General features: G+C 71.2%; 12 protein-coding genes and 1 pseudogene. 2 read left to right on the top strand and 11 right to left on the bottom strand.

Annotated features, from left to right (window positions below; all coding sequences use genetic code 11):
* Positions 1–66: 66 nt before the first annotated feature.
* From ACH5AF_RS19470 to ACH5AF_RS19445, 6 genes are all read right to left on the bottom strand, one after another.
* Positions 67–978 carry a glutaminase gene (locus ACH5AF_RS19470; protein WP_398903030.1) on the bottom strand — a complete coding sequence of 304 codons (912 nt, stop codon included), beginning with the start codon at positions 976–978 and terminating at the stop codon, positions 67–69.
* Positions 979–1008: 30 nt separating this feature from the next.
* Positions 1009–1704, bottom strand: a complete 696-nt coding sequence (locus tag ACH5AF_RS19465) for a demethylmenaquinone methyltransferase (RefSeq protein WP_398902869.1) — start codon at positions 1702–1704, stop codon at positions 1009–1011.
* 383 nt (positions 1705–2087) lie between these two features.
* Positions 2088–2741, bottom strand: coding sequence for a hypothetical protein (locus tag ACH5AF_RS19460; RefSeq protein ID WP_398902868.1), 654 nt, complete (start codon positions 2739–2741; stop codon positions 2088–2090).
* Between the two features lie 7 nt (positions 2742–2748).
* Positions 2749–3948, bottom strand: coding sequence for a cyclic dehypoxanthinyl futalosine synthase (mqnC, locus tag ACH5AF_RS19455; protein ID WP_398902867.1), 1200 nt, complete (start codon positions 3946–3948; stop codon positions 2749–2751).
* Positions 3949–4283: 335 nt separating this feature from the next.
* Positions 4284–5987, bottom strand: coding sequence for a serine/threonine-protein kinase (locus ACH5AF_RS19450; RefSeq protein ID WP_398902866.1), 1704 nt, complete (start codon positions 5985–5987; stop codon positions 4284–4286).
* Between the two features lie 177 nt (positions 5988–6164).
* On the bottom strand, positions 6165–7049 hold the full coding sequence (locus tag ACH5AF_RS19445) for a menaquinone biosynthetic enzyme MqnA/MqnD family protein (protein WP_398902865.1): 885 nt from the start codon (positions 7047–7049) through the stop codon (positions 6165–6167).
* Positions 7050–7345: 296 nt separating this feature from the next.
* Between ACH5AF_RS19445 and ACH5AF_RS19440 the strand changes: the two genes are divergently transcribed.
* Entirely contained in the window at positions 7346–7549 is a 204-nt protein-coding gene (locus ACH5AF_RS19440) for a cold-shock protein (protein ID WP_003967102.1), read from the top strand.
* Between the two features lie 257 nt (positions 7550–7806).
* Positions 7807–8421, top strand: coding sequence for an antibiotic biosynthesis monooxygenase (locus ACH5AF_RS19435; protein WP_398902864.1), 615 nt, complete (start codon positions 7807–7809; stop codon positions 8419–8421).
* Positions 8422–8475: 54 nt separating this feature from the next.
* Here the strand turns inward: ACH5AF_RS19435 and ACH5AF_RS19430 are convergent, their stop codons facing one another.
* From ACH5AF_RS19430 to mqnE, 5 genes and pseudogenes are all read right to left on the bottom strand, one after another.
* On the bottom strand, positions 8476–9138 hold the full coding sequence (locus tag ACH5AF_RS19430) for a TetR/AcrR family transcriptional regulator (RefSeq protein WP_398902863.1): 663 nt from the start codon (positions 9136–9138) through the stop codon (positions 8476–8478).
* 299 nt (positions 9139–9437) lie between these two features.
* A pseudogene (locus ACH5AF_RS19425) lies at positions 9438–9812 on the bottom strand (cation:dicarboxylate symporter family transporter); the annotation flags it as partial.
* A 139-nt stretch (positions 9813–9951) separates the two neighbouring features.
* The gene (locus ACH5AF_RS19420) at positions 9952–10248 is read right to left on the bottom strand and encodes a DUF4229 domain-containing protein (protein ID WP_398902862.1); all 297 of its coding nucleotides are present in this window, start codon (positions 10246–10248) and stop codon (positions 9952–9954) included.
* A gap of 63 nt (positions 10249–10311) precedes the next feature.
* On the bottom strand, positions 10312–10836 hold the full coding sequence (locus ACH5AF_RS19415) for a GNAT family N-acetyltransferase (protein ID WP_398902861.1): 525 nt from the start codon (positions 10834–10836) through the stop codon (positions 10312–10314).
* 111 nt (positions 10837–10947) lie between these two features.
* Positions 10948–12126: an aminofutalosine synthase MqnE gene (gene mqnE, locus ACH5AF_RS19410; protein ID WP_398902860.1), complete on the bottom strand. Its 1179-nt coding sequence runs from the start codon at positions 12124–12126 to the stop codon at positions 10948–10950.
* Positions 12127–12142 lie beyond the last annotated feature (16 nt).

Genomic DNA, 12142 nt, shown 5'->3' with positions numbered 1-12142 from the left:
GAAGTTGACTCGCGACAGGGAAGACGTAAGCAACTGACTCATCCTGCCACCCGCCCGGTTCCCCGCTCAGAAGACCGACAGCCCGGTCAGCGTCGTGAACCTGTCCAGCGCCGCCACCCCGGCCACCGAGTTGCCCCGCGCGTCGAGCCCGGGGCTCCACACGCACAGCGTGCAGCGCCCCGGCACGACCGCCACGATCCCACCGCCGACCCCGCTCTTGCCGGGGAGACCGACGCGATAGGCGAAGTCGCCGGCCGCGTCGTACGTACCGCAGGTGAGCATCACCGCGTTGATCTGCTTGGCCTCGCTGCGGGTGAGCAGCCGCGAGCCGTCCGCGCGCAGTCCGTGCCGGGCCAGGAAGCGGGCGGCGCGCGTGAGATCGGCGCAGCTCATCTCGATGGAGCACTGCCAGAAGTAGTGGTCGAGGAGGGCCGGGACGGGGTTGGTGATGTTGCCATACGAGGCCATGAAGTGGGCGAGCGCGGCGTTGCGGTCGCCGTGCGCGGACTCCGACTCGGCGACCTCCGGGTCGAAGGCGAGGTCCTTGTTGCCGCTCTCCTCCCGCAGGAATCCGAGCAGTTCGCTGCTGGCGTCGCCGGTGAGGGTCTGGAGCGCGTCGGTGACGACGAGGGCGCCCGCGTTGATGAACGGGTTGCGCGGGATGCCGTTCTCGTACTCCAGCTGCACCAGCGAGTTGAAGGGGTTGCCCGAGGGCTCGAGGCCCACCCGCTGCCACAGGCTGTCGCCGCCGGCGGCCAGCGCGAGCGCGAGGGTGAAGACCTTGGTGATCGACTGCACGGAGAAGGGGTGCCGCCAGTCCCCCACCCCGTACACATTGCCCTGGAGGTCGGCGACGGCCATGCCGAAGCGGTGCGGTTCGACATCGGCGAGGGCCGGGATGTACTCCGCGGGCCGACCGCTGCCGACGAGCGGGGCGATGTCCTGCGCGATCTGCTCCAGGACCGCCTGGTAGTCCACGGCGATCGACTGGTGGTCCACGTCGGCGGCCTACAGCGGCTTGGTGCCGCGGTGCAGCGTGACGATGCCGCCGGAGAGATTGCGCCAGGCGACCTTCGTCCAGCCGGCCTGCTGGAGCCTGCGGGCGAGTGCGCGCTGGTCGGGCCAGCTGCGGATCGACTCGGCGAGGTAGACGTACGCGTCCGGGTTGGAGGACACGGCGCGGGCGATGGGCGGCAGGGCCCGCATCAGGTACTCCTCGTACACGGTGCGCAGCGGCGCCCATGTCGGGTGCGAGAACTCGCAGATGACCACCCGGCCGCCCGGCTTGGTGACGCGCTGGAGTTCGCGCAGCGCCTGGTCGGTGTCCTGCACGTTGCGCAGCCCGAAGGAGATCGTCACGGCGTCGAAGACGTCGTCGGCGAACGGCAGCCTCGTCGCGTCGCCCGCGGTCAGCGGCAGCCAGGGGTGGCGCTTCTTGCCCTCGCGGAGCATGCCGAGGGAGAAGTCGCACGGGACGACGTACGCGCCGGTGGCGGTGAACGGCAGGGAGGAGGTGCCGGTGCCGGCCGCGAGGTCGAGGACCTTCTGCGCCGGGCGCGCGTCCACGGCCTTGGCGACCTCCTTGCGCCAGCGCCGGTCCTGGCCGAGCGAGAGCACGTCGTTGGTGAGGTCGTAGTTCGCCGCCACGTCGTCGAACATCTTGGCGACTTCGTGCGGCTGCTTGTCCAGGGTTGCTCGGATCACGGCCCCATTCAAGCAGCCCGCCCCGGCGAACGGCCCGGCGGACGCCCCGTGCCCGCCTCCCGGGGCCGGGCGCACCCTTGCGCAAGGTGATCACGGCGGACGCCGTCGACCCCAGCCGGTCGTGCGCCAACGCGAGCAGCACCTCGGGTCCGCCCTCGTACGGGCCTGCCGCGTCATGACCGAGCCGGGCGACGACCACGTACGCCGGCGCCTTCGAGCCGCGGATCCGCTCGCTCGGCCACTCCCGTACGGAGGCGTCGAGCGCCGCCGCGCCGGCGGTTCAGCGGGCGTGGTGGACGGGAGGGGCGCCGACGACTCAGCGGGCGCGGTGCACCAGAGGGGCCGACGACTCAGCGGGCGCGGTGCACCAGAGGGCCGTCGGCTCAGCGGGCGCGGTGCACCAGGCGGCCGCCGAGGACCGTCGCCACGCAGCTGCCCGTACCCCGCAACCGCAGTGCGTGGTCCGGGAGTTCGCCCACCGGAACGTCGAAGACGGCGAACGCGGCGGGGGCACCGACGCTCAGGTCGCCGTCCAGCAGCGCGTTCAGCGGGAAGTGCACGAGGGGATCGAGGGCGAGGGCCGTCACCTCGTGGCGGCTGCCCTTCAGCGGGACACGCACCCCCAGCCCCGACCGCGCCACCGCCGTCCGCACGGCCGGATGCGTGAACGGCCCGTCGAGTGCGGTGACACCGTGCGCCATCAGCCGCTGCAGACCGCGCCGGGCGCTCGCGCCCCAGCGCGTGTCGTCCATCGCGAGCGCTTCCAGGGCATCGCCCGTCAGCGGCTCGGTGCCCAGCTCGCCGGCCTCCCGCGGGTCCGGGTGGTAGGCGCCCTCCAGCAGCGGGACGGCCTGCGGATGGCGCAGCCCGGGCAGCAGCAGCCCGGGCCAGCGGCGCACCCGCGCCTGCGGACGCTCAGCGACCAGCCGTTCGTACGGGCCGGCCGCGACGATCAGCCCGCCGTCCACGGCCACGGCGTCCGCGTCCGCGCCCTCGGGGCGGTCGAGGACCCGGTCGGCTGCGTGGATCGTCTGCAAGGCGGCCTCAGTTGGCGCTGAGCAGCTTCAGCTCCGGATGCGCCGTCCCGCCCTCGATCGCCGTGGACGACAAGTGCGAGACCACACGCTCGTCGACCGGGTCGTCCGCGGGGTCCTCGTGCACGACGATGTGCTCGTACGTCGTCGTCCGCTGCGCCGGGACACGGCCGGACCTGCGGATCAGGTCGATGATCTCCATGCGGTTGGAGCGGTGTTTTGCGCCCGCCGAGGAGACGACGTTCTCCTCCAGCATGATCGAGCCGAGGTCGTCGGCGCCGTAGTGCAGCGACAGCTGGCCGACCTCCTTGCCCGTAGTCAGCCAGGAGCCCTGGATGTGGGCGACGTTGTCGAGGAAGAGCCGCGCGATGGCGATCATGCGCAGGTACTCGAACAGGGTCGCCTGCGTACGGCCCTTCAGGTGGTTGTTCTCGGGCTGGTAGGTATACGGGATGAAGGCGCGGAAGCCGCCCGTGCGGTCCTGCACTTCGCGGATCATCCGCAGGTGCTCGATCCGCTCGGCGTTGGTCTCGCCCGTGCCCATGAGCATCGTGGAGGTCGACTCGACCCCGAGGCCGTGCGCGATCTCCATGATCTCCAGCCACCGCTCGCCGGACTCCTTGAGCGGGGCGATCGCCTTGCGCGGACGCTCCGGCAGCAACTCGGCGCCGGCGCCGGCGAAGGAGTCGAGACCGGCCGCGTGGATGCGGGAGATCGCCTCCTCCACCGACACCCCGGAGATCCGCGCCATGTGCTCCACCTCGGACGCGCCGAGGGAGTGGATCACCAGCTGCGGGAAGTCCTTCTTGATGGCCGCGAAGTGCTTCTCGTAGTACTCGACGCCGTAGTCGGGGTGGTGGCCGCCCTGGAACATGATCTGTGTGCCGCCGAGCTCGACGGTCTCCGCACAGCGGCGCAGGATGTCGTCGAGGTCGCGGGTCCAGCCCCTGGCGGTGTCCTTCGGCGGGGCGTAGAAGGCGCAGAACTTACAGGCCGTGACGCAGACATTGGTGTAGTTGATGTTGCGTTCGATGATGTACGTCGCGATGTGCTCCGTGCCGGCGTACCGGCGGCGGCGCACGGCGTCCGCGGCGGCGCCCAGCGCGTGCAGGGGCGCGGAGCGGTAGAGGTCGAGCGCTTCCTCGGCTGTGATCCGCCCGCCTGCGGCGGCACGGTCCAGGACGGACTGAACGTCGGCCTTCTCGGTCACCGGGCGTCACCCTTCGGCGGTCTTTCTGCGGATCAACGGACCGATCCAGGCTACGCCACGGCCCCGGTGCCCGGCCGCGGGCCTCCCCGTCCCGTGGCCGGTCGGCGTCCCGTGGCCGGGCGGCCCCTCACCTCGGTGGGCGTCACGACGGGCGGTCAGCGCACCCGCTTCGTGAGCGTCGCGGTAGGCGGTCAGCGCTCCAGCTCCGTGAGCGTCGCGGTAGGCGGTCAGCGCACCCGCTTCGTGAGCGTCGCGGTAGGCGGTCAGCGCACCCGCTTCGCGAGCGTCGCGGTAGGCGGTCAGCGCTCCAGCTCCGTGAGCGCCGCGGTAGGCAGTCAGCGCTCCAGCTTCGTGAGCGTCGCGGTGGGCGTGCCCGCGGCCTCCTCCTGGGAGCGGTAGCGCAGGGTGCCGTCGTCGGCGAGCGTGAACACCAACAGCGCCTTGCCGCCGGTGCACTTGCCGGCCGTGCCCTTGCGCTTGGGATCGGTGCGCTCCTCGACGCGCAGCATCCGGGAGGTGCCGGACACCAGCCGGCCGACGCCGTAGCACTCCACGCTCACGTCCAGGATCGAGATGGAGTTGGTGCTGTGGACGACGTCCTGGCCTTTCCTGCCCGGGGTGAAGGTCACGGTCACGGTGCCGTGCGGCAGGCCGGACCGCTCGGTGGCGGGGCCGCTCCAGGTGCCGACGAACTCCGCGGGCACCGCGTCCACCTGCCCCGGGGACGAGGGGGCGGTCGCGGCGGGCGGCGGCTGGGCCGCGTCGTTCGAGCCCTCGCTGCCGTCGGCGCCGCGGCCCGGCCAGAGGTCGAGGACGAAGCCGCCGGCGACGGTGACGGCTGCGAGCGCGCCCGCCACTGTGAGGGCGAGCGTGCAGCTGATCCGGCGGCCCTTGCGGCCGCCGGCCGCCGAGACGGAGAAGCCTCCGCCCTGAGGCGGGCCCTGCGTGCCGGACGACGTGGCGGCGTCGGGGCCGGCCGAGGGCATGCCCCACTGCGCGGCGGCCCGGTCGGGTTCGACCGGCGGGCCGAAGACGCCGAGGGCGGGGCTGGAGAAGGCGACCGGGCCCGAGACGGCCGGGTCGGATGCCACCGGTGCGGCCGGCGCGGCTGGGTCGGCCGCCGCCACGGGCTCCATGAGCTCTGAGGGCTCCACGGGGAAGGACTCCAGGTGCAGCAGGTCCACCGCCGCGCGGCTGATCTCCTCCACGACCGGGCCCGGCAGCCAGCCGGTCCCGCCGCCGGCATCGAGCCGGTCCGCGACCTCGGCGGGCGTCGGCCGGGCGGCCGGGTCCTTGGCCAGGCAGGCGCTCACCAGCTCCCGTATGCCGCCGTCCAGAGCGCCCAGTTCGGGCTCCTCGTGCACGACCTTGTAGAGCAGCGCGGCCGAGGAGTCGCCGGCGAAGGGGGCCTCGCCCGTCGCCGCGTAGACGAGGACCGCACCGAGCGAGAACACGTCGGCAGCGCCCGTGACGCCCTTGCCGAGGATCTGCTCGGGCGACATGTAGCCCGGCGAGCCCACCGAGACGCCGGTGGAGGTGAGCGACGCCGTGCCGTCGGTGGCACGGGCGATCCCGAAGTCGATGAGCCGCGGCCCCTCCAGGGTGAGGAGCACGTTCGACGGCTTCACGTCCCGGTGCACGAGGTCCAGGGCGTGCACGGCGACCAGCGCCCTGGCCAGCCCCGCGCCCAGCACGCGCACCGAGGACGTACGCAGCGGTCCGTGGTCGGTGACCGCCCGGGAAAGAGGAGGACCCGCGATGTATCCGGTCGCGACCCAGGGCACGGGTGCGTCGGGGTCGGCGTCCAGCACGGGAGCGGTCCACTCACCGCCGACCCTGCGTGCGGCCGCCACCTCGCGCCGGAAGCGCGCGCGGAACTCGTCGTCGAGCGCGAAATGCGGATGGACGACCTTCACCGCGACCGTGCGGCCACCGGCGCTGCGCCCCAGGTAGACGCGGCCCATCCCGCCCGCGCCCAGTCTGCCGAGCAGCCGGTACGCACCGATGACGCGCGGCTCACCCGGATCCAGCGGCTGCATCTCGACTCCCCCGTCAGTCCTGGCGCCAGGGCCCTGGCAGAGACCGTCGGCCAACAGCCTAGGGGGTGGGCGGTGGCCTTCAAGGAGGCCGACCTGAGCGGCGCAGCGGTCACCGGCCGAGCAGCCACCGGGAGGTAGGGGCATCGGCACCGGTCGAGGAGCCCACGGTGAGGTGGGTCAGCGGTGGCCGTCGAGCAGTTCCACGTGCACATCGGCCGGGAAGCCGGTCGTCGGTCCCGTCCTGCGCGCGAACTCCCGTACGCCCGCGAGCTGATCGGGGCCGAAGCGGAAGTCCAGCGTCGTGAAGTAGCGCTCCAGCAGCTCCGCGTCGAAGCTCTCCCAGCGCGCCGCCTGCTCGGCGACCTTCCCGACCTCTTCCAGGGACAGGTCGCGCGAGGCGAGGAAGGCCTCGTGGACCTGGTGCACGACGCCGGGCTCGCGGGCCAGATAGTCCTTGCGGGCCGCCCACACGGCGAAGACGAACGGCAGCCCGGTCCAGTCCTTCCACATCTGCCCGAGGTCGTGGACCTTCAGCCCGAGACGGGGCGCGTCGTGCAGCGAGGCACGCAGGGCGGCGTCGCCGATGAGGACGGCGGCGTCCGCCTCCTGCATCATCACGCCGAGGTCCGGCGGGCAGGTGAAGTAGTCGGGCGCCACCTGGTACTGCTCGGCGAGCAGCAGCTGGGCGAGGCGCACGGAGGTGCGGGAGGTGGACCCGAGCGCGACCCGTGCCCCGTCCAGCTGCTCCAGCGGCAGCTGGGAGACGATCACGCAGGACATCACGGGGCCGTCGCAGCCGACCGCGAGGTCGGGAAATGCGACGAGCTCGCCGGCATTGCGAAGGAATTCCACGAGCGTGATCGGCGCGATGTCGAGTTCACCGCGCACAAGGCTCTCGCTGAGCTTCTCCGGGGTGTCCTTCGTCAGCTCCAGGTCGAGAAGAGTTCCCGTTCTCGCAAGGCCCCAGTAAAGAGGCAGACAGTTCAGGAACTGGATGTGGCCGACCCGCGGCCGGCTGCGACGGCTGGCGGTTGTTGCTGTGCTTTCACCGTGACTGTCCACGTCGTGAGGCTAGCCCCCGGGTCCGGGGGCGGTACCCGCCGGGGCCGCGCGATGGCGTCCGTGCGGCCGGTCCGAGCTGCGGTTCGTCAGCGCAGCGGGCCGGAATCAAACGTCCGGGTGACGTGATCTTTCCCTCTACCGCTGCGCGCACGCTGCGTGCTAGGCTCAACGCAAGTTGCAGTTTGGTTTCCCTTGCAGTACAGAGCCTGCGGAGCATGTAACCCGCAGGCTTTTGTAGTTTTCAGACTTCTTGCAGGTTCTGGAGCAGGGCAACCCTTTGGCCCATAGGAGGGCTTATGGCTACCGGAACCGTCAAGTGGTTCAACGCTGAAAAGGGCTTCGGCTTCATCGCCCAGGACGGCGGCGGCCCGGATGTCTTCGTCCACTACTCCGCGATCAACGCGTCCGGGTTCCGCTCCCTCGAGGAGAACCAGGTCGTGAACTTCGACGTCACCCAGGGCCCGAAGGGCCCGCAGGCGGAGAACGTCACCCCGGCCTAGTCAGCCAGGGTCGGCGATCGCGCACGACTCAGCAGTACCCAAGGAGCCCCGTTCCGTACGGACCGGGGCTCCTGCCCTTTCCGGAGCGGGCGCTACCGCCTGGTCGGCGGCTTCGTGAACAGCGCGTCGATCTCCGCCGCGCGATCCCGTTCGATCTCTGCGCGTACACGTCACGCCATGACGTACGGAGGGTGAGGCTGTCACCCGAACGCGCGTGCCGCCTTGCCTGCTGTGCGAACCGGCCGTCGCATGGAGCCATGTTCGTTCGTACGACGTATGCGACAGGTGATCCGGCCACGCTCGACGAGGCCGTGCAGGCACTGACCACGGAAGGCAGGCAGCAGCTCACCGGGGAGCCCGGCTTCCGGGGCGCGGGCATGTTCGCGGACCGTGAGCTCGGCAAGCTGGTGACCGGAACGTGGTGGGAAGACGAAGCGGCCATGCAGGCGAGCGCCGACCGCATGGGGAAGGTGCGCGCCCAGGTGCTGTCGTCGTTCGCGACGACCGTGACGGTCGACAACTGGGAGGCCGCGGTCGCCGCCCGCGCGGAGTCGGTCCCCGAGGGCGCCCGTTTCCGGCTGGTCCGGCTGGATTTCGCCCCGTCCGACGCGGACACCCTGGTCGACGCCTTCGAGAACGGCGTCCTGCCGCGGCTGCGGACCATGACCGGCTTCCTCGGCGGATCGCTCCTCGTCGACCGCGCTGCCGGGCGCGGCGCGGTGGGCACGCTCTACGCCGACAAGGACAGCCTCGCGGCCTCGCGCAGTCCCGTCGCCGCGCTGCGGGGGGAAGCCACGAGCAGGGCGCGGGCGACCCTGCGGTCGCTGGAGGAGTTCGAGGTGGTCATGGTGGAGAGCCCGCCGCCGTCCTGACGCCGCGGAACGCCGACCGGACGGGGGCGACGGCGGGCCGGGCCCCAGGGAACGTCACCGCGGACTCCAGCGCTCCCCGCGCATCAGGCGGTCGAGGCCCGTCCAGGCGAAGTTCATCAGCAGGCCCGCGGACTCCTTGGCCGAGACACCGCCCGTCTCGTTCGCCCACGCGGCGAGCGACTCGGCGGCGCCCACCAGTGCCTGGGCCAGGCCGGCCACGTCCCGCTCGGCCAGTTCGGCTTCGCGGTGCGCGGCGGGCGGCATGCCCTGGCGGGCGGCGACCGCGATCAGCCCCGTCACGAACGCCGCGATCTCCTCGCGCATCTTCGCCACTTCGGCAGCGAACGGCTCGCCGTGCGTACACGCCTGGTGGTGCAGTACGGACCATCCGTCGGGGTTCTCGGCGGTGTGCCGGAAGAACGCCTCGAGCCCTGCCCACATCTGCCGGTCGGCCGATAGGCCCGGCTCGACGGCCGCCTGCACGGCCTCCGTCAGAGCCTTGGCCTCCCGCCGTATGCAGGCGGTGAACAGCTCTTCCTTGGAATTCAGATACAGATAGACGAGCGGCTTGGACACCCCGGCGAGCTCGGCGATCTCGTCCATCGAGGCGGCCCGGTAGCCCCGCTGCCCGAAGGTCTGCACGGCGGCGTCCATCATCTGCTGCTCGCGCACGGCCCGCGGCATGCGCTTGGCCCTCACGCCCTTCACCGCACCCATTGTCGACGTTCCTCCCCCGCCCCGTCCCCTTGCTCAGCCGTAAGACTACGACCCGACAGAAGCACCGACCGAACGCCGCAGGACGGCGAAGAGAAAGATCGTCCTGATGTGATCGGTGCCACTCATCCCCGGCCGCCGGCCCCCGCTAGCGCGCGAGCGCCCCGGATCCCTGCGGTTCCGGGGCGCTGCGACCTGTGGGGCTTCGTCCTGCGGGACCCCTCGCTACACGGCGACCGGGACCGCGGCCTCACGGCCGGCGTCGCTCACCTCGGCGTCGCTCACCTCGGCTCGTCGATCGGCTAGGACGTCGCCGTCCGGTACGCGTGACGGTCGAGGATGTTCTCGCGGGCGGCGAAGAGGACCGGGACCAGCGCCTGGCCGGCACGTTCGTGACGGTCCGCATCATGTCGAGGCCGGGTCGATCGTCATCAGCAGACCCACGCCCTCCAGCGGAGGCCCAGCGTCGACAGGGTCAGGGTGAGCATCACGGTCGCGCCGGTCAGGCCCGCCGTGGCGACCGAGACGACGACCGAGACGAACGCGATCAGCACGTACTCCTTGATGCCCAGCTGCGCGTCGAAGATCTGCGCGATGAAGACCGCGGCGAGTGCCGGGCAGATCGCGGCGCAGCCGTCCATCTTGGCGGTGGCGCCGAACGGGACGGCGAAGGAGGGGAACAAGGGTGCGGCGCCCGTGCGCGAATGCGCGGCGCCGCTGTGATGCCGGGTCAGAACCTCAACGCTCCCCCTTGGGGACCCCCACGGCCCCGGCGGGCCACGCGCAGGCGACGTGGCCCCGCGTACGGCGCACGCGCTACTGCGTGACGCCGTCCTCCTGCGATCGGTTGGCCTCCAGGCGCGCCTTGGCCTTGTCCACCTTGGTGACGATCTGCTCGGACATGGCGTCGCGCTGCTTGCGCAGGAGCACGAAGCTCAGCGGTGCGGACAGTACCAGGGCGAGCAGGACCACCCAGGCGAAGTTGGCGTCGCCGAGCCCCTTGGGCAGGGCGCCGACCTGGACGAGAGCGGCGACGACGACGAAGCAGCCGACGAAGATCGCGAGCCGCATCGCGGTGTACCGGATGGCGGCGCTCGACTTTCCTGCGGACACGGCGGGCCTTCTTCCTTGGTACGACTTCGGGTGCCTGTCCAGTGAAGCATGCGGCCCGCAAGATCAGTTCAGCGGCAGGAGCATGATGACATCGTCGCGGTCGTCGCCCTCCGCGACGCGGATCGCGCCCGGCACGCGGCCGACCTCCTTGTACCCGCAGGCGGCATAGAAGCGGTCGGCACCGGTGCCGCCGCGGCAGGTGAGGCGTATCGCCTCCACGCCTTCGAGGCCGCGGGCGACGTCCGCGGCCTCGGCCATCAGCCCGCGCCCGTAGCCCTTGCCCTGGTGACAGGGGTGGACCATGACGGTGTAGAGCCAGATCCAGTGCCTCATCAGGCGGTGATCGTTGTGTGCGAGGAAGGCGGTGGCCGCGATCTCGCCGTCCTCGTCGCGTCCGACGAGGAGCCGCATCCGTCCCTCGGCCATGGCGGTGAGGTGTTTCACCCACTCCGGCCGGATGTCGTCGACCGTGACGGGCGGCACGAATCCCACGGAACCGCCCGCGTTGCTGACGTCGGCCCACAGGGAGAGGACGCCGTCGCGCAGGGCGGGCCCGCCGGGCGGGTCCAGTTCGAAGGTGAGGGCCATGGGGCCCAGCGTAGGAAAACTTCCGCCGGGCCCCCGAGCATTCCGCTGGGCGAGACGCGCCGCCCGACACACGCCCACCGCAACGCGCCTCGGGCCGAGCGCCCGAGCCGGTCAGACGCGCATCGGCTGCGGAGACTCGCGGCGGTCGGCGTCCGGGCCCGGGTACTCACGGATGATCTCGTAGCGCGTGTTGCGCTCGACCGGGCGGAACCCGGCGTCGCGGATCAGGTCGAGCAGATCGTCACGGGTCAGCTTGTTGGGCGTCCCGTAGTTGTCCGCGTCGTGCGTGATCTTGTACTCGACGACCGAGCCGTCCATGTCGTCGGCCCCGTGCTGGAGGGCGAGTTGGGCGGTCTGCACACCGTGCATCACCCAGAAGACCTTGACGTGCTGGACGTTGTCGAACAGCAGGCGGGAGACCGCGAACGTCTTGAGCGCCTCGGCGCCCGTCGCCATGGTCGTGCGCGCCTGGAGCCTGTTGCGGACCTTGCCGTCCTGCATGTCGACGAAGTCGTGCTGGTAGCGCAGCGGGATGAAGACCTGGAAACCGCCGGTCTCGTCCTGGAGTTCACGCAGCCGCAGCACGTGATCGACGCGGTGGCGCGGCTCCTCGATGTGCCCGTACAGCATGGTGCACGGGGTCTTGAGCCCCTTCTCGTGCGCCAGGCGGTGGATGCGCGACCAGTCCTCCCAGTGGGTGCGGTGGTCGACGATGTGCTGCCGGACCTCCCAGTCGAAGATCTCGGCGCCGCCACCGGTCAGCGACTCCAGACCGGCCTCGATGAGCTCGTCGAGGATCTCGGAGGCGCTGAGGCCGGAGATGGTCTCGAAGTGGTGGATCTCGGTGGCGGTGAACGCCTTGAGGGAGACGTTGGGCAGGGCCTTCTTCAGCTCGGAGAGCGAGCGGGGGTAGTAGCGCCACGGCAGGTTGGGGTGGAGGCCGTTGACGATGTGCAGCTCGGTGAGGTTCTCGTTCTCCATCGCCTTGGCGAGGCGGACGGCCTCCTCGATGCGCATGGTGTACGCGTCCTTCTCGCCCGGCTTGCGCTGGAACGAGCAGTAGGCGCACGACGCGGTGCACACGTTGGTCATGTTGAGGTGGCGGTTGACGTTGAAGTGGACGACGTCACCGTTCTTGCGCGTGCGCACCTCGTGGGCGAGACCGCCGAGCCAGGCCAGGTCGTCCGACTCGTAGAGGGCGATGCCGTCCTCGCGGGTCAGCCGCTCACCGGCCCGGACCTTCTCCTCCAGCTCGCGCTTGAGACCCACATCCTGAATAGATGCAGTCATCCGGGCGCCTCCCATA

This window comes from Streptomyces sp. NPDC018833 (assembly GCF_044390825.1).
GTDB lineage: Bacteria > Actinomycetota > Actinomycetes > Streptomycetales > Streptomycetaceae > Streptomyces.
This window is presented reverse-complemented; position numbering and strand designations above follow the sequence as displayed.

Bases quoted from the DNA above. Each gene is read 5' to 3' on its own strand.
- ACH5AF_RS19450 (WP_398902866.1), bottom strand. From the start codon at position 5,987: ATGCAGCCGCTGGATCCGGGTGAGCCGCGCGTCATCGGTGCGTACCGG.
- ACH5AF_RS19440 (WP_003967102.1), top strand. From the start codon at position 7,346: ATGGCTACCGGAACCGTCAAGTGGTTCAACGCTGAAAAGGGCTTCGGC.
- ACH5AF_RS19435 (WP_398902864.1), top strand. From the start codon at position 7,807: ATGTTCGTTCGTACGACGTATGCGACAGGTGATCCGGCCACGCTCGAC.
- ACH5AF_RS19430 (WP_398902863.1), bottom strand. From the start codon at position 9,138: ATGGGTGCGGTGAAGGGCGTGAGGGCCAAGCGCATGCCGCGGGCCGTG.
- ACH5AF_RS19415 (WP_398902861.1), bottom strand. From the start codon at position 10,836: ATGGCCCTCACCTTCGAACTGGACCCGCCCGGCGGGCCCGCCCTGCGC.
- mqnE (WP_398902860.1), bottom strand. From the start codon at position 12,126: ATGACTGCATCTATTCAGGATGTGGGTCTCAAGCGCGAGCTGGAGGAG.